General features: G+C 70.3%; 24 protein-coding genes, 1 pseudogene and 1 riboswitch. Of the genes and pseudogenes, 18 read left to right on the forward strand and 7 right to left on the reverse strand.

The window, feature by feature from the left end:
* Positions 1 to 32 precede the first annotated feature (32 nt).
* Positions 33 to 389, reverse strand: a complete 357-nt coding sequence (locus LRS14_RS29490; protein ID WP_257802109.1) for a flagellar hook-basal body complex protein FliE — start codon at positions 387 to 389, stop codon at positions 33 to 35.
* Positions 390 to 955: 566 nt separating this feature from the next.
* Positions 956 to 1,052, reverse strand: a riboswitch (cyclic di-GMP riboswitch).
* 285 nt (positions 1,053 to 1,337) lie between these two features.
* On the opposite strand from LRS14_RS29490, the gene LRS14_RS29495 reads away from it, so the two are divergent.
* The 12 genes and pseudogenes from LRS14_RS29495 (at position 1,338) to LRS14_RS29550 (ending at position 10,613) form a co-directional block, all read left to right on the forward strand.
* Positions 1,338 to 2,201 (forward strand): FliM/FliN family flagellar motor C-terminal domain-containing protein, encoded by an 864-nt coding sequence (locus LRS14_RS29495; protein ID WP_257802110.1) that lies wholly within the window; start codon positions 1,338 to 1,340, stop codon positions 2,199 to 2,201.
* A gap of 4 nt (positions 2,202 to 2,205) precedes the next feature.
* Entirely contained in the window at positions 2,206 to 2,568 is a 363-nt protein-coding gene (locus tag LRS14_RS29500; RefSeq protein WP_257802111.1) for a FliM/FliN family flagellar motor switch protein, read from the forward strand.
* An 8-nt stretch (positions 2,569 to 2,576) separates the two neighbouring features.
* A complete protein-coding gene (fliP, locus tag LRS14_RS29505; protein WP_046113873.1) occupies positions 2,577 to 3,341 on the forward strand; it encodes a flagellar type III secretion system pore protein FliP in 765 nt (254 codons plus the stop codon).
* Positions 3,342 to 3,350: 9 nt separating this feature from the next.
* Complete coding sequence (fliQ, locus tag LRS14_RS29510; protein WP_046113872.1) at positions 3,351 to 3,623, forward strand: flagellar biosynthesis protein FliQ; 273 nt, start codon at positions 3,351 to 3,353, stop codon at positions 3,621 to 3,623.
* A 15-nt stretch (positions 3,624 to 3,638) separates the two neighbouring features.
* Complete coding sequence (fliR, locus tag LRS14_RS29515; protein ID WP_257802112.1) at positions 3,639 to 4,415, forward strand: flagellar biosynthetic protein FliR; 777 nt, start codon at positions 3,639 to 3,641, stop codon at positions 4,413 to 4,415.
* Between the two features lie 12 nt (positions 4,416 to 4,427).
* Positions 4,428 to 5,564, forward strand: coding sequence for a flagellar biosynthesis protein FlhB (locus LRS14_RS29520; RefSeq protein WP_046113870.1), 1,137 nt, complete (start codon positions 4,428 to 4,430; stop codon positions 5,562 to 5,564).
* Positions 5,561 to 7,651 carry a flagellar biosynthesis protein FlhA gene (locus tag LRS14_RS29525; protein ID WP_046113869.1) on the forward strand — a complete coding sequence of 697 codons (2,091 nt, stop codon included), beginning with the start codon at positions 5,561 to 5,563 and terminating at the stop codon, positions 7,649 to 7,651. Before LRS14_RS29520 ends, LRS14_RS29525 begins: the two co-directional genes overlap by 4 nt.
* A 61-nt stretch (positions 7,652 to 7,712) precedes the next feature.
* Positions 7,713 to 8,636: a GIY-YIG nuclease family protein gene (locus tag LRS14_RS29530; protein WP_257802113.1), complete on the forward strand. Its 924-nt coding sequence runs from the start codon at positions 7,713 to 7,715 to the stop codon at positions 8,634 to 8,636.
* 45 nt (positions 8,637 to 8,681) lie between these two features.
* Positions 8,682 to 8,987, forward strand: coding sequence for an NIPSNAP family protein (locus tag LRS14_RS29535; RefSeq protein ID WP_257802114.1), 306 nt, complete (start codon positions 8,682 to 8,684; stop codon positions 8,985 to 8,987).
* 81 nt (positions 8,988 to 9,068) lie between these two features.
* A pseudogene (locus LRS14_RS29540) lies at positions 9,069 to 9,278 on the forward strand (GNAT family N-acetyltransferase); the annotation flags it as partial.
* Positions 9,279 to 9,293: 15 nt separating this feature from the next.
* Positions 9,294 to 9,944: a GNAT family N-acetyltransferase gene (locus tag LRS14_RS30870; RefSeq protein WP_404977631.1), complete on the forward strand. Its 651-nt coding sequence runs from the start codon at positions 9,294 to 9,296 to the stop codon at positions 9,942 to 9,944.
* Between the two features lie 81 nt (positions 9,945 to 10,025).
* Positions 10,026 to 10,613 (forward strand): PEP-CTERM sorting domain-containing protein, encoded by a 588-nt coding sequence (locus tag LRS14_RS29550; protein WP_257802115.1) that lies wholly within the window; start codon positions 10,026 to 10,028, stop codon positions 10,611 to 10,613.
* A 15-nt stretch (positions 10,614 to 10,628) separates the two neighbouring features.
* On the opposite strand, the gene ggt is transcribed toward LRS14_RS29550, so the two are convergent.
* Positions 10,629 to 12,401: a gamma-glutamyltransferase gene (gene ggt / locus LRS14_RS29555; protein ID WP_257802116.1), complete on the reverse strand. Its 1,773-nt coding sequence runs from the start codon at positions 12,399 to 12,401 to the stop codon at positions 10,629 to 10,631.
* A 101-nt stretch (positions 12,402 to 12,502) separates the two neighbouring features.
* Between ggt and LRS14_RS29560 the strand changes: the two genes are divergently transcribed.
* The 3 genes from LRS14_RS29560 to LRS14_RS29570 are packed head-to-tail and all read left to right on the forward strand — an operon-like array spanning position 12,503 to position 13,941.
* Entirely contained in the window at positions 12,503 to 12,934 is a 432-nt protein-coding gene (locus LRS14_RS29560) for a hypothetical protein (RefSeq protein WP_257802117.1), read from the forward strand.
* A 22-nt stretch (positions 12,935 to 12,956) separates the two neighbouring features.
* Complete coding sequence (locus tag LRS14_RS29565) at positions 12,957 to 13,277, forward strand: hypothetical protein (protein ID WP_257802118.1); 321 nt, start codon at positions 12,957 to 12,959, stop codon at positions 13,275 to 13,277.
* Positions 13,278 to 13,335: 58 nt separating this feature from the next.
* A complete protein-coding gene (locus tag LRS14_RS29570) occupies positions 13,336 to 13,941 on the forward strand; it encodes an MSMEG_1061 family FMN-dependent PPOX-type flavoprotein (RefSeq protein ID WP_257802119.1) in 606 nt (201 codons plus the stop codon).
* A gap of 24 nt (positions 13,942 to 13,965) precedes the next feature.
* On the opposite strand, the gene LRS14_RS29575 is transcribed toward LRS14_RS29570, so the two are convergent.
* The 3 genes from LRS14_RS29575 to LRS14_RS29585 are packed head-to-tail and all read right to left on the reverse strand — an operon-like array spanning position 13,966 to position 15,736.
* A complete protein-coding gene (locus LRS14_RS29575) occupies positions 13,966 to 14,463 on the reverse strand; it encodes a papain-like cysteine protease family protein (protein WP_046113862.1) in 498 nt (165 codons plus the stop codon).
* Between the two features lie 17 nt (positions 14,464 to 14,480).
* Positions 14,481 to 14,795, reverse strand: a complete 315-nt coding sequence (locus LRS14_RS29580) for a P-II family nitrogen regulator (protein ID WP_046113861.1) — start codon at positions 14,793 to 14,795, stop codon at positions 14,481 to 14,483.
* Complete coding sequence (locus LRS14_RS29585) at positions 14,792 to 15,736, reverse strand: sodium-dependent bicarbonate transport family permease (protein WP_046113860.1); 945 nt, start codon at positions 15,734 to 15,736, stop codon at positions 14,792 to 14,794. The genes LRS14_RS29580 and LRS14_RS29585 overlap by 4 nt, the downstream gene beginning before the upstream one ends.
* Positions 15,737 to 15,833: 97 nt before the next feature.
* On the opposite strand from LRS14_RS29585, the gene LRS14_RS29590 reads away from it, so the two are divergent.
* Genes LRS14_RS29590 through LRS14_RS29600 form a run of 3 tightly spaced genes read left to right on the forward strand, consistent with a single transcriptional unit; the run spans position 15,834 to position 18,401 of the window.
* Positions 15,834 to 16,334: a GNAT family N-acetyltransferase gene (locus tag LRS14_RS29590; RefSeq protein WP_046113859.1), complete on the forward strand. Its 501-nt coding sequence runs from the start codon at positions 15,834 to 15,836 to the stop codon at positions 16,332 to 16,334.
* A complete protein-coding gene (locus LRS14_RS29595) occupies positions 16,331 to 17,623 on the forward strand; it encodes a glycosyltransferase (protein WP_046113858.1) in 1,293 nt (430 codons plus the stop codon). Before LRS14_RS29590 ends, LRS14_RS29595 begins: the two co-directional genes overlap by 4 nt.
* A 34-nt stretch (positions 17,624 to 17,657) precedes the next feature.
* Positions 17,658 to 18,401, forward strand: a complete 744-nt coding sequence (locus LRS14_RS29600) for a hypothetical protein (RefSeq protein WP_257802120.1) — start codon at positions 17,658 to 17,660, stop codon at positions 18,399 to 18,401.
* Positions 18,402 to 18,410: 9 nt separating this feature from the next.
* Here the strand turns inward: LRS14_RS29600 and LRS14_RS29605 are convergent, their stop codons facing one another.
* Together LRS14_RS29605 and LRS14_RS29610 are read right to left on the reverse strand one after the other, a co-directional pair.
* Positions 18,411 to 20,489, reverse strand: coding sequence for a TonB-dependent receptor (locus LRS14_RS29605; protein WP_257802121.1), 2,079 nt, complete (start codon positions 20,487 to 20,489; stop codon positions 18,411 to 18,413).
* Positions 20,490 to 20,620: 131 nt separating this feature from the next.
* Complete coding sequence (locus tag LRS14_RS29610) at positions 20,621 to 21,067, reverse strand: hypothetical protein (RefSeq protein WP_257802122.1); 447 nt, start codon at positions 21,065 to 21,067, stop codon at positions 20,621 to 20,623.
* Positions 21,068 to 21,070 lie beyond the last annotated feature (3 nt).

The following is a 21,070-nucleotide window of genomic DNA, read 5'->3' on the forward strand; positions in this document are numbered from 1 at the left end:
GTGCGGTCAGCGGCGGCGGGGGCCATCGGCGGCTACAGCTGCAGCTTGATCAGCTCGTCGAAGGCGCCGACCACCTTGTTGCGCACCTGCATGAGCATCGAGAACGACAGGCTCGCCTGCTGGCTGGCCAGCATGGCGCCCACCAGGTCGTCGCTGCGGCCGGCGTCCACGTCGGCCACCTGGGCCGAGGCGGCCTTGTCGCGTTCGTCCACGGCCTGCAGCACCTGCTTAAAGCCGGCCACGAAACCGTCGCCTTGTGATGCGGACGCGGCATCGAATCCGTCGTCCACCGGCGCGGCGGGCTGGACGGGGGCGGCCGGCGCCAGCCGCTCGACGTCGCCGGCGATGCGGGCCAGGTCCGCCTGGATCGAGAGCAGTGCAGAAGACATCGGGGAGGGTTCCTTGGCGTCAGGCCATGCAGCAGCGCAACTCGCCGCAAGCGGCGTGCTGTACTTCGGGGATAGGGTGTGACTTCCTTTGCGCTATCGACAGCCGCCCGGCCGACTTGAGGCGGATGCCACCGCCGCGCCGGTGTGGCCGATATTCGCCTGCCGGCCCGCCGCCGATATCCAACGGGGTATTTCGATACTCGCAGTCGGTTTCATGGCAATGGGCAGAGGGGATTTTCGGGCGGAAGTGCGCAAGGGAATTTGAAGCGTTGTCGAGCCCAAATGTTACGCAGGCCCCCCGATTGGGGCAAACCCGAGAAGGCACCGAACCACCCGGCTTTTGCGCGCTTAGGTCGGGCATGCGGCGACCGGGGCGGGCGGCGCAGGCAGGCGGTGGGCAGGCGGGCATGGCGGCGTGGTGGGAGTGGGCGGGCACCCAGCGCAAGCCACGCACGAAAGCAGGTCTCCGGCCCGTGCGGCGCACGTTCCGGACAGCCGGGTCGCCTCGCGGCGCCGCGCATGCGGCACTCGGAAGGCACCACGCGCCGATGGCGTGGCAGGTCCCGTCTGGCGGCCCCGCTGTCATGGCCCGGCGCGATGCGCCAGGTGGTAGACCGGAAGCTTTGCGACCCCGACTTTCGTACGGGTGTGCCCTGAGTTGCGGCCGATGCTAGGGGCCGCCCCCGCCGGCGCGCAACCGCTGCCAGCCATGTTGCGCTGCAACGTGTGCATGAATGCACTGCATCGGCGGCCGCCTGGCGCACGGCCGCTGACATATTGCCGTCATCAATGTGCGTGGCGCGCGCGCATATTGGAAAACCAAGCCGGCGGAATTTGGATGGCAGCCTGCATTGCAGCGGTGTCGGCTGCTTTTCCCCGGCATATCCGGCGTTTGCGGCGGGGCCCGATTCCTAGAATGAAACGGACAACCCGCCCCTGCCAGCGCCCATGACCGCATCCCTTCCCACCCGCCCCGCCGAGCCGCCCATGGTGCTCGACGCCGGCACGCTCGGCCGCCCGGTGCACCTGCTGGCGCAGTTCAGCAAGCAGCTGCGCGAGGACCTGGCCGAACTGCTGCGGCTGCGCCTGAACGTGCGCTACCGCGCCCGCTTCGAGGTGTCCCAGGTGGCAATGCGCCGGCTGGACACCCGGGCGCACGAGGCCGGCTGGCTCAGCTTCGGTGCAGACGCCGGCGAAATCGCCTGCGCCATCGACCGCGGCGTGCTGATGAGCGTGCTGGCCTACCGCTATGGCCTGCGCACGCCGCCGGCGGAGCAGTCCGGCGCCGAGGCCCCGCGCGAGACGGCCACCGAGGAACGCCTGGCCGCACTGCTGGGCCAGCAGTTCGTCGAGCTGCTGGCCGGCCGCATCGAGGCCGGCCCTGGCGCGCCGCTGCCGCAGCGCCCGCTGCCCTTCAAGCCCATCGGCCGCCTGCCGCCCGCGCGCGGCTGCTGGCTGCTGGAAGCCCAGGTGGTGGAGCACAGCCACGGCAGCCAGGGCCGCATCAGCCTGGCCATCGGCGATGGCTGGATGAACCGCCTGTGGCACCAGCTGACGCCGCTGCGCGCCAAGGCCGGCGAGCAGCTGGAGCAGGCCGCGCCGCTGCCCACCCGCCTGACGCTCACGCTGGTGGCCCGGCTGCTGCAGAAGGACATTCCGCTGGGCCAGCTGGCCGACCTGCATGTGGGCGACGTGATACCGATCAGCCTGGGCACCACCGACGTGCTCATCGACGACTCCCGGCTCTTCACCGCGACCGTCGCCGAGCACCAGGGCAAGCTGTGCCTGACCTCTTTTGCCGATGTGGACTGACCCCATGGACATGACTGACAAGAGCGCCCTCGACGACCTGCTGGCCGGCGTGCCCGAAGGCCTGGACGAGGCCGACCTGAACACCCCCGCCAGCCCCGCCCGGCCGCGCCGCAACATCCCGCAGATGATGCGCAAGATCCCCGTCACGCTCACGCTGGAGGTGGGTTCGGCCCGCGTCTCGCTGCAGGAGCTGATGGACATCCAGACCGACAGCGTGGTGCCGCTGGACACCCTGGCCGGCGAGCCGCTGGTCATCAAGGTCAATGGCACGCCGGTGGGCCGCGCCGAGGTGGTGGTGGCCGGCGAGAAGTACGGCCTCAAGGTGGTCGAGCTGGCCGGCCTCGACCTCGATTCGCTGGAAACCTGATCCCCGCGATGAACATGCAACGCGCGGTTCGATCAGCCGCCGCGGGCGCAGCCTTGCTGTCGCTTGCCTGGGTGGCCGGCCCCGCATCGGCGGCCGAGGGTATCCCGCTGTTCGGCACCAGCACCGGCGGCGTCGCCACCGAGTTCACGGTGAAGACGCAGGTGCTCATCATCATGACGCTGCTGGGGCTGCTGCCCTCGCTGGTGCTGATGATGACGAGCTTCACCCGCTTCGTGATCGTGCTGTCGCTGCTGCGCCAGGCCCTGGGCCTGCAGCAGGGCCTGCCCAACCGCATCATCACCGGCATCGCGCTCATCCTCACCATGCTGGTGATGCGCCCGGTGGGCGAGCAGGTGTGGACCGACGCCTTCGTGCCCTACGACCAGGACAAGCTCACGCTGCAGCAGGCGCTGCTGGCAGCCGATGCGCCGGTCTCGCGCTTCATGCTGGCGCAGACCAGCAAGACCGCGCTGGCCCAGGTCTCGCGCCTGGCCGGCGAGAAGAACATCACCCGCCCCGAGGACCATGCCTTCACCGTCAAGCTGGCGGCCTTCGTGCTCAGCGAGCTGAAGACCGCCTTCCAGATCGGCTGCATGCTGTTCATCCCCTTCCTGGTGATCGACATGGTGGTGTCGTCGGTGCTGATGGCCATGGGCATGATGATGCTGTCGCCGCTGGTCATCTCGCTGCCGATGAAGCTGCTGCTGTTCGTGCTGGTGGACGGCTGGACGCTGACCGTCAACACGCTGGTCACCTCCATCCAGGCTTACTGAGGCTGCCGAATGATCACCCCCGAGATCGCCGTCGACCTGGTGAGCGAATCGCTGCAGCTGGTCACCGTGCTGGTCACGCTGCTGGTGCTGCCCGGCCTGGTGGTGGGCCTGGTGGTGGCCATGTTCCAGGCCGCCACGCAGATCAACGAACAGACGCTGAGCTTCCTGCCGCGGCTGCTGGTCACCATGCTGGCCGTGGGCTTCCTCGGCCGCTGGATGGTGGGCCGGCTGATGGACTACTGCGTGTCCATCTTCGAGCGTGCGGCCACCCTGGTCGGCTGACGCTCCGCGCAGCGCATGGAACCCGTGTTCAACCAGCTGCTGGGCCTGCTCGGCGCCTTCTGGTGGCCGTTCTGCCGCACGATGGCGATGCTGAGCGCCGCGCCGGTGCTGGGCGAGAACATGGTGCCCATCACCGTGCGCGTGCTGCTGTCGCTGGTGCTGGCGGTGGTGCTGATGCCGATGTCCCAGCCGGCCGTCGCCATCGATCCCTTCTCGCTGCACGGCGTGGTGGCGACGGTGGAGCAGGCGGTCATCGGCTTCGTGCTGGGCCTGGCCTTCCACCTGACGATGAGCGCCATCATGGTGCTGGGCTTCCTGGTCTCGTCGCAGATGGGCCTGGCCATGGCGGTGATGAACGACCCGATGAACGGGCAGTCGTCCGACGTGGTGTCCAGCCTGCTGTACATGATGTGCATCCTGGTGTTCTTCGCCATCGACGGCCACCTGGTCATCACCGGCGTGCTGGGCGCCAGCTTCCAGGCCTGGCCGGTGGGCGAGGGCCTGGCCACGCTGCAGCTGCGCACGCTGCCGCTGGCAGTGGCCTGGGTGTTCTCGGCGGCACTGCTGCTGGCGCTGCCGGTGGTGTTCTCCACCATCGTGGTGCAGTTCGGTGCCGGCCTGCTCAACCGCGTGGCGCCGGCGCTCAACCTGTTCTCGCTCGGCTTTGCCATCGTCACCGTGTTCGGCCTGTTCATGCTCACCCAGGTGGTGCGCTTCGTGCCCGAGCACTACATCCGCATGACGCAGCAGGTGCTGGACCTGATCCACCGCGGCCTGCGCGCCGGCAGCTGAAGGGCCACGCGCATGTCCGACAACAGCAGCGGCGACAAGACCGAGAAGCCCTCACCGCAGAAGCTGCGCAAGGCCCGGCAGGAAGGCCAGGTGCCGCGCTCGCGCGACTGGGCCACCGCGGTGGGCATCCTGGTGAGCCTGAAGGTGTTCCTGCTGCTGGTGCCGGGCTACCTGCAGGACTTCCGCGACCTGTTCGCCATGGTGTACCTGCCGCTGGACGGCCACGGCAGCCTGGACAACGCCTGGTCCAACCTCTTCATCGAGGTGTCGATGCTGTTCGGCCGCATGGTGCTGCCGCTGGCCGCGGTGCCGCTGCTGGTGGTGCTGGCCTCGCTGTTTCCCGGCGGCTGGGTGGCCACGCCCAAGAACCTGATGCCCAAGGGCAGCCGGCTGAGTCCGCTGGCCTTTGCCAAGCGTTTATTCAGTGCCAAGCATTGGTCGGACTTCGCGGTCTCGCTGCTCAAGTGTGGCGTGGTCATCGCGGTGCTGTGGCATGTCAGCACCTCGTCCACCGCCGACTACCTGCGGCTGCAGTCGCAGACCTTCGACCAGGCGCTGATCCACGGCGCCGGCCTGATGCTGGACGGCGTGATGGCGATGGTGGTGGTGTTCGTGCTGTTCGCGCTGATCGACGTGCCGGTGCAGGCCTTCTTCTTCACCCAGCAGCAGCGCATGAGCAAGCAGGAACTGAAGGAAGAGCACAAGTCGGCCGAAGGCCGGCCCGAGGTGCGCCAGCGCATCCGCCAGATCCGCCAGCAGCTGGCCCGCCGCAGCGTGCGCGAGACGGTGCCCACCGCCGACGTGGTGATCGTCAACCCCGAGCACTATGCGGTGGCGCTGAAGTACGACGAGAACCGCGCCGAGGCCCCCTTCCTGGTGGCCAAGGGCGTGGACGAAATGGCCCTGTACATGCGCGAGGTGGCGCGTGAACACGGCGTGGAAGTGGTGCCGCTGCCGCCGCTGGCGCGCGCCATCTACAACACCAGCCAGGTGAACCAGCAGATTCCGGCGCCGCTGTACAAGGCCGTGGCCCTGGTGCTGCGCTACGTGATGCAGATCCGCGCCTTCCAGGCCGGTGCGCGCCAGGCCGCGCCGGTGCTGCCCGAAGACCTCGAGATACCCGCCAAGCTGAGCGAGGTGAAGACATGAACTACCTGAACCGCATGGTGGCCGAGATGCGCCGCCACAAGATCGCCACGCCGCTGTTCCTCATGGCCTTGCTGGCCATGATCATCCTGCCGCTGTCGCCCATCGTGCTGGACGTGCTGTTCACGTTCAACATCGTGCTGGCGCTCATCGTCATCCTGGTGAGCGTGGCGGCCAAGCGGCCGCTGGACTTCAGCGTCTTCCCCACGATCATCCTCACCACCACGCTGATGCGGCTGGCGCTCAACGTGGCGTCCACCCGGGTGGTGCTGCTGCACGGCCACGAGGGCACGCATGCCGCCGGCCAGGTGATCGAGTCCTTCGGCAACGTGGTGATCGGCGGCAACTTCGTCGTCGGCCTGGTGGTGTTCATCATCCTGATGATCGTGAACTTCGTGGTCGTCACGAAGGGCGCGGAACGCATCTCCGAGGTCTCGGCCCGCTTCACGCTGGATGCGCTGCCCGGCAAGCAGATGGCCATCGACGCCGACCTGAACGCCGGCGTCATCAACCAGGAGAAGGCCCAGGAACGCCGCCGCGAGGTGGCGATGGAAGCCGACTTCTATGGCGCGATGGACGGCGCCAGCAAGTTCGTGCGCGGCGACGCCATCGCCAGCATCCTGATCCTGATCATCAACATGATCGGTGGCGTGGCCATCGGCGCGTTGATGTACGACCTGTCGTTCGGCGATGCCTTCAAGCAGTACGCGCTGCTGACCATCGGCGACGGCCTGGTGTCGCAGATCCCGGCGCTGCTGCTGTCGGCCGCCGCGGCCATCATCGTCACCCGCATCAGCGACAGCGGCGACATGGAGCAGCAGGTGGCCTCGCAGCTGCTGGCCTCGCCGGCGGTGCTGTCGAGCGCGGCCGGCGTGATGGTGCTGCTGGCCATCATCCCGGGCATGCCGTGGCTGCCGTTCCTGTCGTTCGCGGCGGCGCTGGGTTATGCGGCCTGGCGGCTGTCGAAGCTCATCGACAAGCCCAAGCCGGCCGACACCACCGCCATCCAGCAGGCGCTGGTGGCCGAGCGCCATGCCGAGATCGACTGGCAGGCGCTGCCCTTCGTGGAGCCGCTGGCCATCGCGGTGGGCTACAAGCTCGTGGGCCTGATCGACCAGGGCCAGGGCGCGCCGCTGGCCAAGCGGCTGAAGGGCGTGCGCCAGACGCTGAGCGAAAGCCTGGGCCTGCTGCTGCCGCCGCTGGGGCTGCGCGACGACCTGTCGCTCAAGCCTTCGCAGTACAGCGTGCTGCTCAGCGGCACGCCCATCGCGCAGGCCGAGGTGCATGCCGACCGGCTGATGGCCATCCCGGGGCCGCAGGTGTTCGGCGAGGTGAACGGCGCGCCCGGCATCGACCCGGCCTACGGCCTGCCGGTGACCTGGATCGTGCCCGACGACAAGGCGCATGCGCTGGGCATGGGCTACCAGGTGGTGGACCCGGCCAGCGTGGTGGCCACCCATGTGGCCAAGCTGGTGCGCGACCACCTGCCCGAGATCATCCGCCACGAGGACGTGCCCGCGCTGATGGAGCGGCTGGCCGCCCAGGCGCCCAAGCTGGCCGCGGCGCTGGAGAAGGCGCTCAACCACAGCCAGCTGCTGAAGGTGTTCCGGGTGCTGCTGGCCGAGGGCGTGAGCCTGAAGGACATCGTGCCCATCGCCACCACGCTGCTGGAGAACGCGGAGACGACGAAGGATCCCATCCTGCTGGCCGCCGAGGTGCGCTGCACGCTGCGCCGGCAGATCGTCACCGGCCTGGTCGGCCCCAGCGCGCCGATGAATGCGTTCAACCTGAGTGGCGAGCTGGAGAACCTGCTGCTGGGCGCGCTCAACCAGGCCCGCGCCGGCGGCGCCAAGGTGGCGCTGGACAACTATCCGGTGGACCCCAAGCTGCTAGGCCAGCTGCAAACCCACATGCCGATCGCCCGCGACCAGATGAAGCAACAGGCCGCCACGCCGATGCTGCTGGTGATGCCCCAAGTGCGCCCGCTACTGGCGCGCTACGCCCGCCTCTTCGCGCCGGGGCTGCACGTGCTCTCGTACAACGAGATTCCGGAGCAGCGGGAGGTGAATGTGGTGGGGTCGTTGGGCTAGGGCGGGCCGGCTGGCCTAAAGTCGATGCATCGGCGTGTCGCCTTCGCATCGGAACCGCTCAATGGCTATTGGCAAGTCCATCCGCGTCTATCTCGCTGACGCCACGGTCACTGGCATCCGCTATGCGGAGCTGGTGAACTGGACAGGGCAGGCGGTTGCTTGCCCGCGCAACCGGCTCGACGAATTGGCAGCGTGGCCGGAGGCCGCAAAGCCCGGCGTCTATCTGCTGCTGGAGGCGCGGCTGGGGGATTCCAAGCCCGAGGCTTACATTGGTGAGTCTGAGAATGTGGTGCAGCGCCTGACGTCGCACGACCGGCTCAAGGACTTCTGGAACGAGGTAGTGATCTTCACCAGCAAGGACGAGAACCTTACCAAGGCCCACGTCAAGTTCCTGGAGTCGTCGCTGCTGCGCCTGGCCCAGCAGTCGGACCGGTATGAGCTGACCAACGGCAATCAACCGACCGAATCGAGCCTCCCGCGCGCGGATCGCGACGCGATGGCCGAATTCGTGGCCAACATCCGGATGGTGCTCGGCACCTTGGGCTATCCCATTCTGGAGCCTCTGCTGACGCGGCCACTGCCATCCCTGCCGATCTCCGTCGGCGCAACGCTGGCCGCTCCGTCGCAGCAACGGCTGGACTTCACATTCCGCGTCAAGGACGTCACGGCGTATGGCGTGATGACCGATGAGGGTTTCGTCTTGAAGAAGGGCTCCCAGGTGGCACTGGCCAGCTCCGAGAGCATGCATGCACGGGTTGCCGGGCTGAAGCAGCAGCTCATCGCCGACGGCCGGCTGGTTGCTCAGGGCGATCAACTGCTGCTGACCGAAGACCTTCTGCTCAGTTCCTCCAGCTTTGCGGCGGTGCTGGTGGCCGGCACCAGTCGGAGCGGCCCGCAGAGCTGGATCGCGCCGGACGGCCGCAGCCTCAAGGCCATCGAGGAAGCCAAGGTGACCGCCGCCGAGGCATCGCCGCTCATGTCGTGATGTCACCCGGTGAGCGCTAGCATGCGGCCCTCCCTTGGAGCCCCCATGATCACCTGCCACCTGCGCTACATCATCGATACCGACAAGCTCGACGAGTTCGAGCACTACGGCAAGCTGTGGATCCCGCTGGTGCGCAAGTTCGGCGGCGTGCACCACGGCTACCTGCTGCCTTCCGAAGGTGCCAGCAACGTGGCCCTGGCCTCGTTCAGCTTCGAGTCCTTGGCGGCTTATGAGCAGTACCGCCAGCAGTCCTTCGCCGACCCGGAATGCCAGGCGGCCTTCCGCTATGCCAAGGAGACACGCTGCTTCCTCAGCTACGAGCGCACGTTCTTCCGCCCCGTGTTCGAGTGAGCCTCTTCGCGACCCCGCCCTTCAGCGCCCGCGAACTGGCGCGCAAGGACCTCGGGTTGCTGCAAGCGCTTCGATGGCGCGGGCGAACTGGCGGCCATGGCGGAGCTGGTGGCCGACCTGCTGGCGCCCGGGGTCTGGCATGTGGGCCTGTTCATCGTGGCCACCGCCCGCCACGGCCATGGCGATGCGCAGCTCATCTGGCAGGGCCTGGCCGCCTGGATGCAGCGGCAGGGCGCGCAATGGATTCGCCTGGGAGTGGTCGAGAACAACCCGCGGGGGCTGCGCTTCTGGCGCCGCCAGGGCCTCATGCCGCTGCGCGACCGGCAGGGCGTGGAGATCGCGGGCCGCCTGCACCGGGTGCATGTGCTGGCCCGGCCGGTGGACGGCGGGCTGATGGAGGACTACCTGGCGCTGGTGCCGCGTGACGCGCCGGAACCGGCTGGCGGGGCGGGTGCGCCGCCAGCCGGGGCCTTGCCCGCCGTGTCGCTCCGGCCCGCGGAGACCGTGGACGCGCAAGCCCTGGCCGACCTGCGGGTGCGGGCCATGCAGCCCAGCCTGGAGCGCGTCGGCCGCTTCGACCCCCAGCGGGCCAGGCAGCGCCTGCTCGCCAGCTTCGATCCGCAGTACACCCGCTGGATCGTGGCCGATGGCCAGCAGGTGGGCGTGCTGGTGCTGCGGCCGCAAGCCGACGCCTGGCTGCTCGACCACCTCTACCTGCGCCCAGGCTGTCAGGGCCAGGGCATCGGAGCCGCCGTGATGCGGCTGGTGCTGGCCGAGGTGGACGCCGCGGGCGCTGCGTTGCGCGTGGTGGCACTGCGCGGCAGCGATGCCAACCGCTTCTATCGCCGCCATGGCTTCGGGTTGGTGCAGGAAGACGCGCACGACCTGTACTACCTGCGCCCGGCCGCAGCCGCCAAGCCCGCCGACCTTCGCCGGTTCGAGCCCGCCGCGGACTGATTTACCCGCAGACCAAGAACTGGGGATTGGCCGCCCGCACCGCCGGGCGCTCAATGGCCGCGTATCGACCGGAGGTCCCCGATGCATGTCCCTGCCTCTTTTCGCCACGCCGGGCTGGCGCTGGCCGCGGCGCTGCTGCTGGCGCCGGCGGCCCGGGCCGTGGTCGTCAACATCGACGCCAGCCATGGCTTCAGCTATGACGGCGGTGGCAGCGATCCCGCGCCGCTGCCGGGCCAGCACATCAACCTGATCGGCAGCCCGGTCACCCTGTCGCTGGGCGCGGGCGACTGGCGCATCACCAACGCGGCGGGCCAGCCCGGCGCGTTGTTCGGTGCCTGGAGCTACAACGTGGGCACCTCCAGCTGGGCCTGGGCCTTCGTGGCGGCCGACGAGGCCACGCGCCAGGTGCTGTTCTATGCCGAGGCCGGCGGCGGAAGCTCCGCCGCCCAGGTGGCGGCACTGCCGCAGGTGATCGACTTCCAGCTCGACTTCAGCCTGGCAGCGCCCACCACCGTGCTGTTCACCTTGCGCGACTACTACGTGCCCGACAACGCCGGCGGCATCTCCATCGACGTATCGCCGGTGCCGGAGCCGGCCTCGGTGGGCCTGCTGCTCGCCGGCCTGGCCTTGCTGGGCGGGCTGCAGCGCCACCGCTGCCGCAGTCGTTGAACCGTCCCGCCGGCCTCAGTGCCCGCCCACCGACCCCGTCGCCCGCCGCGGGTCGATGGCGCCGTACAGCCGGTGCTTGCCCACCGGCTTGCCGCCGAGCGACGGCGCGCCCACCAGGATGGCGGCCACGTGGTTGGCCGGCTGCGGGCCGCTGAACTGGTGGCCCCAGCCTTCCAGGATCCTGCGGGTGTCCGGGCTCAGTGCGAAGGCTTCCACATTGGTTGACTCAGGCAACCATTGCTGGTGGAAGCGCGGTGCGTCCACCGCCTCCTGGATGTTCATGCCGTAGTCGATCACGTTGACGATGGTGTGCAGCACCGCAGTGATGATGCGGCTGCCGCCCGGCGTGCCCACCACCATCACCGGCTTGCCGTCCTGGGTGACGATGGTCGGGCTCATCGAGCTGAGCGGGCGCTTGCCCGGGGCGATGGCATTCGCCTCGCCCTGCACCAGGCCGTACAGGTTGGGCACGCCCACCTTGGAGGTGAAGTCGTCCATCTCGTTGTTCAGCAGCACGCCGGTGCCGGCGGCGGTCAGCCGCGTGCCGAACCAGTCGTTCAACGTGTAGGTGACGGACACCGCATTGCCCCACTGGTCCACGATGCTGTAGTGCGTGGTGTTGCTGCCTCCATGGGGCGGCACGCCCGGCTTGATCTCCTTCGACACGCCGGCCCTGCTGGGCTGGATCGCATCGCGGATGCGGCCGGCATAGGCCTTGTCCAGCAACCGGTCCAGCGGGTTCTTCACAAAGTCGGGGTCGCCCAGGTAGCTGTTGCGGTCGGCGTAGGCATGGCGCATCGCCTCGATCTGCCAGTGCACCGCCTGCGCCGAGCGGAAGCCCAGCTCGCGCATCGGGTAGCCCTCCAGGATGTTCAGCACCTCGCAGATCACCACGCCGCCGGAGCTGGGCGGCGGGGCGGAGACGATGCCGTAGCCGCGGTAGCTGCACTCGATGGGCTTCATCTCGCGGGTCTTGTACTGGTCCAGATCGGCCTGGGTGATGATGCCGCCGCCGGCCCGGCTGCTGGCCACCAGCGCCGCGCCCACCGGGCCCTGGTAGAAGCCGGCCTCGCCACGGTCGGCCACCGCCTTCAACGTGCGTGCCAGGTCGGCCTGCACCAGCTTCTGGCCTGCCTGGAAGGGCTCGCCCTGGTTCAGGAAGATGGCGGCGGTGGCCGGGTCCTTGCGAAATTCGGGCGCGTACTCCTGCAGCAGGTTCGCATCTCCGGGCTGCAGCACGAAACCTTCCTGTGCCAGCCGTATCGCCGGCGCCAGCAGCGCCGCCCGCTGCATCGTGCCGTACTTGGCGCGCGCGTACTCCAGGCCCGAGACGGTGCCCGGCACGCCGACGGCCAGGTGGCTTTGTGTGCTCAGGCCCTTGATGACGTTGCCGTCCTTGTCCAGGAACATGTTGGCCGTGGCCGCCAGCGGTGCCTTCTCGCGGAAGTCGAGGAAGGTCTTGCGGCCGTCCGCCAGCTGCACCGTCATGAAGCCGCCGCCGCCCAGGTTGCCGGCCGCCGGGTACACCACGGCCAGCGCATAACCCACCGCCACGGCCGCGTCCACGGCGTTGCCGCCGTCCTTCAGCACGTCGACGCCGATGCGCGTGGCCAGGTGCTGCGCGGTGACCACCATGCCGTTCTCCGCGGCGACCGGCGCCAGCGAAGCGGCCTGCGCAAGGGAGGCGGTGCCGGCGCAGAAGGCCAGCGTGATGTGCAGCAGCAGCAGGCTGCGGTGGGGGGCGGGGCGGGTGCATGGGGTCTCCTCCTTGTCGTGGGTGCGGGCCATTCTGGAAACCGGGCGAAGCGCTGCCAAGGGTTTGTGCCGGGAACGCAACGGCCAGGATTGGCAGCACCGTGCCGGCGCTTCCGGCTCCTAGACTGCGCCGCATGCCGCGCCTGAACCTAAGCCTGCCCTTGCCCGCCTCCTACCTGGCCCTGGCGGCCGCCTACCTGCTCGCCAGCCTGGGCCACTTCACACACAACGCGGAGTTCATCTGCAGCTACCCGAACCTGCCCGCGTGGCTGACGTCGGCCCAGGTGTACGGCTTCTGGCTGGCCCTCACCGCGGTGGGCGTGCTGGGCCTGGCGCTGGTGCGTGCAGGCCGCAAGTCGCTCGGCCTGCTGGTGATCGGGGCCTATGCGGCCCTGGGTTTCGATGGCCTGGGCCACTACGCGCTGGCGCCCATGGCGCTGCACACGCTGGTGGCCAACATCACCATCCTGTCGGAGGTGGCAGCGGCTGCGCTGCTGCTGGCGGCCACTGCGGCATTGCTGGTGCGGCACCTGCGTGCGCAGTGGCGGGCGGTGTACGGTGGCTGAGCCCGTGGTCCGCGCGGCTGCGATGGCCGACCTGCCGGCGCTGGCTGCGCTGTTCGACGGCTATCGGCAGTTCTACGAACAGGCGCCCAACCTGGGCGAGGCCACGCGCTTCATGCAGCAGCGCCTGCAGCGCGGCGATGCGGTGCTGCTGGTGGCCGAGCAAGCGGCCGGCCGCGGCCCGCTGATCGGCTTTTGCCAGCTGTACCCCAGCTTCTGCTCCATCGCGGCGCAGCCCATCCAGATCCTCAGCGACCTGTTCGTCGCGCCAGGCGCCCGGCGCGGGGGTGCCGAGCAACCACCGGGCGCAGGCCCTGTATGCCTCGCTGGGCTGGGTGATGGATGAGGTGTACCTTGCGTACAGTCGCCAGGTCGCGGACTGACCCGCATCCAAGGACGTCACCATGCTCATCACCAGCGTCGCCGAGCTGCGCGAGTTGTATAGCCAACCGCAACCCCGCGCGGTGCTCAAGCAGATCGATGCGCTGGATGTGCATTGCCGGCGCTTCATCGCGCTGTCGCCCTTCGTGCTGGTGTCCACGGGCAGCGCCGAGCACCAGATGGACGTGTCGCCGCGCGGCGGTGATCCCGGCTTCGTGCAGGTCACGACCGAAGGCGGGCTGCTGATCCCCGATGCGCCGGGCAACAACCGGCTCGACACGCTGGAGAACATCGTCGCCACCGGCGGCATCGGCCTGCTGTTCCTGATCCCCGGCTTCGACGAGACGTTGCGCGTCAACGGCCGCGCAGTGCTGTCGCAGGACGCGGCCGACATCGCCGCCTGCACCACCGAGCGCCGCGCGCCCAAGCTGGTGATCCGCGTGCAGGTGCAGGCGGCTTACCTGCATTGCGCCAAGGCGCTGCTGCGCTCCCGGCTGTGGAAGCCCGAGGCGCAGCAGCCGCGCGAGTTGCTGCCCACCGCCGGCCAGATGATCAGCGAGCAGACCGGCCTGAACGTGGCGCCCGAAACCCGCGAGGAGATGGAGCGCCGCTACGCGCCTGACCTGTGAGGCGGGGACGGCGGCAGCCCGGGCTCAGCCGCCCTGGCCGTCGAGCTCGACGCGCGGGTTGTTGACGTACAGCACCCGCTCGCCGTCCTGCAGCCGCAGGTAGTTGTCGCCCTTGATGGTGCAGTGCGCGCCCAGCGTGGGGTCGTGGTGCAACACGTGGCCCGAAGGAGTCACTCCGTAGATCAGGATGGCGTGGCCGAAACGGCGCTTGCCGATGAAGAATTTGCCCACCTTGCCGCCGCCCATGAACGGGCCGTAGTGCTTGAGCAGGCCGGCGATCTCGTCCACGCTGTCGAACTTGTTGTCCGTCTGCACGCGGATCCTGTTCGTGCTGCGGAAGGCCTGCGGAATCTCGTCGTACGAGCGCGGCGTGAAGTGGCTGGCCAGCCCGCGCACCGTGGTGTCGGTGATGTCGCCGCTGCCGGTGTGCCACTTCAGCAGCATCTGCAGGCAGGCGAACCAGCAGCTGTTGATCTTGGTCTGGCGGATGAATTCGGGTTCGCGCAGGATGATGGACGGCATGTCGCAGGCTCCGTGGGTCAGAAGCGCTCCGGCCGCAGCACCTCGGCCGGCGTGAAGTACATCGCCACGCTGTAGTTCGGCGCATAGCGCGCCAGCACCTGGCGGGCCAGGGCCTCGGCGATGGGGCGGTCGCACAGCAGCTTCAGCTCGATGGTGCGGTCGGCCTCCCAGGCGCCTTCGCGCTCGCCTTCGAAGAAGCGGCCGTGCACCTCGGCCACCGTCCAGCCCTGCACGCCCAGGGCGCGGGCCTCGCGGATCAGCGGCTTCTCGAGCGCGGCCTCGGCCACGATGACCAGCAGCGTACGGGCATGGGTGGGAAGCGGTGTGTTCATGGCTGCAACCTGCGGGCCAGCTCGATGTAGAGCGGGATGCCGACGACGATGTTGAACGGGAAGGTGATGCCGAGCGCGGCGGTGATGGACAGGGCCGCATTCGCCTGCGGCACCGCGATGCGCATGGCCGTGGGCGCGGCAATGTAGCTGGCGCTGGCCGCCAGCGTGGCCAGCATGGCCACGCCGCCGATGCCCAGGCCGAGCAGCAGGCCGGTGGCCGCGCCCACCCCGCTCAGCAGCAGCGGCGCGCCGATGCCCACCAGCAGCACCGCGAAGCCGAAGCGCCGTACATCGCCCAGCCGGCCGCCGGCCACCAGGCCCAGTTCCAGCAGGAACAGCGCCAGCACGCCCTTGAACGGATCGACGAACACCGCCTTGATGGGCGCGGTGCCTGCTTCGCCCGCCACCGCGCCGATGACCAGGCCGCCCACCAGCAGCAGCACGCTCTTGCCGAAGAACACGTCGTGCGCCAGCTCGCCCCAGCGCGGCGGGCCGCTGGCCTCGCGCGCGGCCGACAGGCGCGCCAGCAGGATGCCGGCCAGCAGGCCCGGCGCTTCCAGCACCGCCACCCACAGCGGTGCCTGCGCTTCCAGCGGCAGGCCTTCGCGGGCCAGCGCCGTCTGCGCCACCGCGAAGGTGACCACGCTGACCGAGCCGTAGTGGGCACCCAGCGCCGCCGCATCCACGCCCGACAGCCGCAGCAGCCGCAGCAGCGGATACAGCGCCAGCGGAATGAGGAAGCCCATGGCCGCCAGCGCCGCCACCTCGGGCGCCAGCGTGGCCAGCGGCTGCTTGGAGAGTTCGATGCCGCCCTTCAGCCCGATGGCCAGCAGCAGGTAGATGGACAGGGTCTCGTACAGCGCCTCGGGCAGCTTCAGCTCGCTGCGCACCAGGCGGGCGAACAGGCCGAGCAGGAAGAAGAAGACGACGACGTCGATCATGGAAGGGTCTCGGGGCGAAAAGCGCGCGCAGTATCGGCGCGACCGCCAGGGCGCCCGGCCAACAGCCCCACAGGTACGCGGCTCTTAACATGACGCCGTGCACCAGCTGCCCCTGCTCACCACCCCGCGCCTGCGGCTGCGCCCGATGCGCCGCGATGCCGACGATGCCGACCTGTTCGAGGTGTATGGCGACCCGTGCGTGATGCGCCATGCCAGCGATCCCCCCTTTGCCGCCGTCACCGATGTTGCCGCCCTGCACGACAGCGTGCAGCGGCTGCTGGCCGCGGGCCTGTCGCTGGAGTGGGCCGTGGCCGGCCGCGAGGACGACCGCGTGATCGGCACCTGCGGCCTGCATCACTTCGACACCGCCTGCGCCAGCGCCGAGGTGGGTTGCCTGCTGGCGCGCCGTCACTGGGGCCAGGGTCTGATGGCCGAAGCGCTGCGGGCGCTGGTGGCGCATGCCCGCGACGGCCTGCAGCTGCGGCTGCTGCTGGCCGACATCGACGAGGACAACCTGCGCTCGCAGCGGCTCTTCACTCGGCTGGGTTTCCTGGCGCGGCCGCCGGGCCCATGGCAGCTGCGGCTGGCCGCGCCATGAATTGGCCCTTGCGGGTGCTCATGGCCACCGTCGGCTCCGCAGGCGATATCCATCCCTTCCTGGCGCTGGGCCAGGCGCTGCAGGCGCGCGGGCACCGGGTGACGCTGGCGTGCCCGGAGCCCTTCGGCCCGCTGGTGGCCGAGGCCGGGCTGGGCTTCGTGGTGATGGGCAGCAGCGCCCAGTACGAGGCGGTGACGCGGGAGCCCGACCTGTGGCACCCGCGCAAGGGCTTCGAGGTGGTGTGGCGGCACACCCGCGCCGGCCTGCGGCTGCTGCACGAGCATGTGCAGGCGCTGCCGGCCGCCGAGCAGCCCGACGTGCTGGTCGCCCATCCGCTGGCGCTGCCTGCGGCGGACCTGTGCCGGGCGCTGCGACCGGGCCTGCCCATCGCCGGCACCTGGCTGGCCCCGGTGAACCTGCGCACGGTGCACGATCCGCTGATGCTGGGGCCGCTGGCCGTGCCGCGCTGGGTGCCGCTGGCCCTGCGCCGATGGGCCTGGCGGCGCATCGACGCCGGGCTGCTGGACCCGACCACCGTGCCGGACATCAACCGCGAGCGCAGCCTGCTCGGCCTGCCGGCGGTGGCGCATTTCGTCGCCCACCTGCAGTCGGTGCCCGACCTGTCGCTGCTGCTGTTCCCGCCGTGGTTCGGACCCACCCAGCCCGACTGGCCGCGGCCGCTGGCCGAAGGCGGCTTCCTGCTGTACGACCGGCCGGGCAGCGGGGCGCTGGCGCCCGACCTCCAGGAGTTCCTCGCGGCAGGCACGGCGCCCGTCGTCTTCACGCCCGGCACCGGCCACCGGCATGCGGCGGCCTACTTCGCCGCGGCGCTTCAGGCCGTGCAGGCGCTGGGTCGGCGCGCGGTCTTCGTCACCGGCCATCCGGAGCAACTGCCGGCTGCGCTGCCGCCGACGGTGATCGCACCGGGCTATGTCTCGTTCAGGGCGCTGCTGCCCTGGGCCGCGGCGCTGGTGCACCACGGCGGCATCGGCACCACCGCCGAAGCGCTGCGGTCCGGCGTGCCGCAGCTGGTGCTGCCGTTCGCGCACGACCAGTTCGACAACGCACGCCGGGTGCAGGCCCTGGGCGTGGGCGATGCGCTGCCCGCGGCGAATGCAACTTCGCGGCGCCTGCAGCAGCGGCTCGGGCGCCTGCTGCGGGCGCCGGGTGCCGCAGCCCACCGCGCCGAGGTGGCGGCCCGCCTGGCCGCCGCCGATCCGCTGCCGGGGCTGTGCGAAGCCATCGAGGCGCTGGCCCGCCGGCTCAAGTCGCCGGCACGGGCGCCGTAAACCGTTGACCTTCGCGCCACCCGTCGACCCTGCCATGCCCAGCCCGCGCCCCGCCTCGCCGCCTTGCCCGACCCTGCGCAGCTTCACCGCCTGCGCCGCCGTTGCACTGGCCTGCTGTGCCGCCATGCCGGCGCAGGCCGGCCGGCCGCTGGCCACCGAAGACGCCGGCGTGCTGGAAGCCGGCGACTGCGAACTGGAGCTGTATGGCGCGCACCAACGCCTGCGGCCCGCCGGCCGCGAGCGGGGCGTCTCGCTGCAAGGCAGTTGCGGCGCGGGACACGGCGTGCAGGCCGCGCTGGCGCTGCAGACCACCCGTGAGCGCGGCACCGACCAAGCCGGCCGCAGCGATGGCGGCCTGCTCGGCTTCAAGGCCCGGCTGCTCGGCAATGCCGACGCCGATGCCTCGCTGACGCTGGTGGGTGCCGCGGCCTGGTCCCGCGACGGTCATCGTGCGTACCGCCGCGACAGCCTGGCCATCGGCCTGGCCGGCAGTGCGGCGCTGGCCGACGGCCTCACCGGCCATGCCAACCTGGGCCATCTCGGCAGCCAGGCAGACCATCAGCGCAGCACCCTGTGGGCGCTGGCCGTGGAATGGGCGGCGGCCGGTAGCGTCGACCTGGGCGCCGAGCTGTACGGCGACGACCACCGCCGCCCCTGGGCCGGACTGGGCCTGCGCTGGGTGGCCACGCCGACGCTGACGCTGGGCACCTCCTACGCGCTGCACACGGCCAGCGGCCGCGCGCGGCTGTTCACGCTGGGCCTGACGGCGGGTTTCTGACGGGGCCGGCTAGAACCGCATGTTCAGCGTCACCCGCACGCTGCGCGGCTCCGCCGGGTGCACATGGCGGCCGGCGGTGGCGGTGGCCTCGCCGGGCAGCTGCGACTCGTAGTAGTACTGGATGTCGTCCACCTTGCGGTCGAACAGGTTGAACACGTCCAGCGTCAGCTCGGTGCGCGGCTGCAGCTGCCAGCCCAGGCGCAGGTTGGTCGTCAGCGACGACTTCGAGCGCTGGCTGTTGGCCTCCACCAGCGCGCCGCTGCCCAGGTAGCGCCACTGGATCGAGGCCGACCACGGGCCCAGCTCGCGCAGCGTGGCCGCCACCGAGGCCACCTTGTCCACCGCGTTGGGGATGCGGTCGCCGTTGTCGAAGCGGGCATGGGTCCAGGCGAAGTCGGCGTCCAGCAGGAACCACCGCACCGGCGTCCAGCGGTTGTTGAACTCGATGCCGCGGCGCTTGCTGCCGCTGCTGGCCTCGGTGGCGCCCGCATCGCCGATGTAGACCAGCTCGGAGTCGAAGTCCAGCTTCCACAGCGCCAGCGAGCTCTGCAGCCCCGGCAGCACCTCGGTGCGTGCGCCCAGCTCCCAGCCGGTGGAGGCCACCAGCGGCGGCACGCGGTCCACCGCATCGCCGCTCTTGGGGTCGATGCGGGCGGTGGTGCCGCGCGCGTCGTTGCTGTGGAAGCCGCGCCCGGCATTGGCAAAGAACTCGGTGTGCTGCACCGGGTTCCAGATCAGCGACAGCTTGGGCGAGACCTGGGTGTCGCTGGCTTCTCCGCCATTGGCCGGCAGGGTCAGCGCCTCCACGCGGTTGCGCACATGGTCGGCCCGCAGGCCGGCCACCAGGCGCAGCGTGGGCGAGAGCTCCAGCGCCGTCTGGCCATACAGGCCCAGCAGCGTCTCGCGCACCTTGTCCTCGCGGGTGGTGGCGGTGATGCGGCGGGCCACGCTGTCGAACAGGCCGACGCGGATGCGGTCGTGCCGCAGCTGCAGGCCGAACTCGGTGCGCGCGGCCAGGCCGGCGATGTCGTGCGGCAGGCTGTGGCTGGCCTGCAGGCCGAACACCTTGCGCTCGTCACGCTGCTTGAACTGGTCGCCGTCGTCGGGCCGCTCCAGCGCATAGGTGAAGTTGCTGTTCAGGTCCAGCCGGTAGGCCATGGCGTAGGCCGAGAGCTGCGTGCGGCCGGCCGCGCCGTCGCGGTGCCATTCGCCCGACAGGCTGTAGCGCTCGGTGCTGCCGCCGGTGGAGTCGTCCAGCGAATCGAAGCGGCCGAAGCGGCGGCCATCGACGGTGCTGCCGATCAGCCGTTCCGGGATCTGGTCGGTGGCCGTCCAGCGGGCGCTGTAGCCCATCAGGCTGGTGCTCCAGCCCTGCGCCGCGCTGCCGCCCGACAGCGTGAGCACGCCGTTGCTCTTCTTCATGTCCTCGGGCACGCGCCAGGGGCCGTCGTTGTGCAGGCCCTCGAAGGCGGCCAGCAGCGTGAGGTCGGACGCCACGGTGGTGGAGCCGCCCAGCACGCCGCGGCGGTAGCCGTTCTCGCCCAGCGTCACCTGCGCGAAGGGCGCGTCCAGGCTGCGGCGGTAGGCGATGTCGGCCGAGCCGGCGGAGGAGAAGTCGCCATTGCGCGCGAAGTACGGGCCCTTGCGGTACTCCACCCGTTCCACCAGCTCGGGCAGCAGGAAGTTGAGGTCGCTGTAGCCCTGGCCGTGGCCATGGCTGGGCATGTTCACCGGCAGGCCGTTGACGGTGGTGGCGAAGTCGGTGCCGTGGTCCAGGTTGAAGCCGCGCAGGAAGTACTGGTTGGCCTTGCCGTCGCCCGAGTGCTGGGTGACGATGACCCCGGGCACGAACTCCAGCACCTCGCCGGGGCGCAGCGCGGGGCGGCTCTTCAGCAGCTCGGCGCGGATCACGCCCTGCGAGGCGGCATCGCTGCTGCCCACGGCGTTGTCGTAGTGGCGGCCGGTGATCTCGATGGTCTGCGGCGCGGCGGCCAGGGTGTCGGCGGACTGGGCGTGGGCGGCCTGGCCGCTACAGGCCACGGCGGCCGCCAGCGCCAGTGCATGCCGGCGTGAATCGAAGTAGGTCATGGGTGTCTTTGCAAGATGTGCAGGCGATACGCCGCCGCGCCGCCCGCGGATGCAGGCGGCGGCCGGTGGCGGCTCAACGGGCAGGGCTGCGGGCGGGCCGGTCGGCGCAGGGCCGGGCCGGGCCGCCTGGCTCAGTGCCTGGCGGGCGGCCGCTCCAGCCGGCAGCGCCAGCCGTTGCGCCAGGCACTGCGCGTGGCCCGTGGCCAGGCGCGGCGCCGCGCGGCAGGTGGCCGCAGGCGCAGTGCAAAACCCAGCGCCAGCGGCAGCGTCGCGCTGCCGGCGCCGGCCTCGTCGGCCGCCTCCACCGCATCGGCGGAGACGGCATGGCCATCGGCCGTGACGATGCTGTCGTCGCCGATGTCGTGGTGATGGCGCTCGATGCCGTCATGCGTGTGGGCATGCTCATGCCCATGCGCCGTGAGCTGCGGCAGCGCGGGCTGCAGGTGCCGGTGCGCCGGCCCCAGCAGCTTGAGCACCACGGCCGAGGCGCCATACAGCGGCAGCGCCAGCAGCAGCGCCACCAGCAGCCACCACAGGGCCGGCCGCGGGCGCCGTGGCCGGCTCGGTGCGGGGTTCACCGG

The organism is Aquincola sp. J276 (genome assembly GCF_024700035.1).
Lineage (GTDB): Bacteria > Pseudomonadota > Gammaproteobacteria > Burkholderiales > Burkholderiaceae_C > Aquincola > Aquincola tertiaricarbonis.

Bases quoted from the DNA above. Each gene is read 5' to 3' on its own strand.
- LRS14_RS29490 (WP_257802109.1), bottom strand. From the start codon at position 389: ATGTCTTCTGCACTGCTCTCGATCCAGGCGGACCTGGCCCGCATCGCC.
- LRS14_RS29495 (WP_257802110.1), top strand. From the start codon at position 1,338: ATGACCGCATCCCTTCCCACCCGCCCCGCCGAGCCGCCCATGGTGCTC.
- LRS14_RS29500 (WP_257802111.1), top strand. From the start codon at position 2,206: ATGGACATGACTGACAAGAGCGCCCTCGACGACCTGCTGGCCGGCGTG.
- fliP (WP_046113873.1), top strand. From the start codon at position 2,577: ATGAACATGCAACGCGCGGTTCGATCAGCCGCCGCGGGCGCAGCCTTG.
- fliQ (WP_046113872.1), top strand. From the start codon at position 3,351: ATGATCACCCCCGAGATCGCCGTCGACCTGGTGAGCGAATCGCTGCAG.
- fliR (WP_257802112.1), top strand. From the start codon at position 3,639: ATGGAACCCGTGTTCAACCAGCTGCTGGGCCTGCTCGGCGCCTTCTGG.
- LRS14_RS29520 (WP_046113870.1), top strand. From the start codon at position 4,428: ATGTCCGACAACAGCAGCGGCGACAAGACCGAGAAGCCCTCACCGCAG.
- LRS14_RS29525 (WP_046113869.1), top strand. From the start codon at position 5,561: ATGAACTACCTGAACCGCATGGTGGCCGAGATGCGCCGCCACAAGATC.
- LRS14_RS29530 (WP_257802113.1), top strand. From the start codon at position 7,713: ATGGCTATTGGCAAGTCCATCCGCGTCTATCTCGCTGACGCCACGGTC.
- LRS14_RS29535 (WP_257802114.1), top strand. From the start codon at position 8,682: ATGATCACCTGCCACCTGCGCTACATCATCGATACCGACAAGCTCGAC.
- LRS14_RS30870 (WP_404977631.1), top strand. From the start codon at position 9,294: ATGCCGCTGCGCGACCGGCAGGGCGTGGAGATCGCGGGCCGCCTGCAC.
- LRS14_RS29550 (WP_257802115.1), top strand. From the start codon at position 10,026: ATGCATGTCCCTGCCTCTTTTCGCCACGCCGGGCTGGCGCTGGCCGCG.
- ggt (WP_257802116.1), bottom strand. From the start codon at position 12,401: ATGGCCCGCACCCACGACAAGGAGGAGACCCCATGCACCCGCCCCGCC.
- LRS14_RS29560 (WP_257802117.1), top strand. From the start codon at position 12,503: ATGCCGCGCCTGAACCTAAGCCTGCCCTTGCCCGCCTCCTACCTGGCC.
- LRS14_RS29565 (WP_257802118.1), top strand. From the start codon at position 12,957: ATGGCCGACCTGCCGGCGCTGGCTGCGCTGTTCGACGGCTATCGGCAG.
- LRS14_RS29570 (WP_257802119.1), top strand. From the start codon at position 13,336: ATGCTCATCACCAGCGTCGCCGAGCTGCGCGAGTTGTATAGCCAACCG.
- LRS14_RS29575 (WP_046113862.1), bottom strand. From the start codon at position 14,463: ATGCCGTCCATCATCCTGCGCGAACCCGAATTCATCCGCCAGACCAAG.
- LRS14_RS29580 (WP_046113861.1), bottom strand. From the start codon at position 14,795: ATGAACACACCGCTTCCCACCCATGCCCGTACGCTGCTGGTCATCGTG.
- LRS14_RS29585 (WP_046113860.1), bottom strand. From the start codon at position 15,736: ATGATCGACGTCGTCGTCTTCTTCTTCCTGCTCGGCCTGTTCGCCCGC.
- LRS14_RS29595 (WP_046113858.1), top strand. From the start codon at position 16,331: ATGAATTGGCCCTTGCGGGTGCTCATGGCCACCGTCGGCTCCGCAGGC.
- LRS14_RS29600 (WP_257802120.1), top strand. From the start codon at position 17,658: ATGCCCAGCCCGCGCCCCGCCTCGCCGCCTTGCCCGACCCTGCGCAGC.
- LRS14_RS29605 (WP_257802121.1), bottom strand. From the start codon at position 20,489: ATGACCTACTTCGATTCACGCCGGCATGCACTGGCGCTGGCGGCCGCC.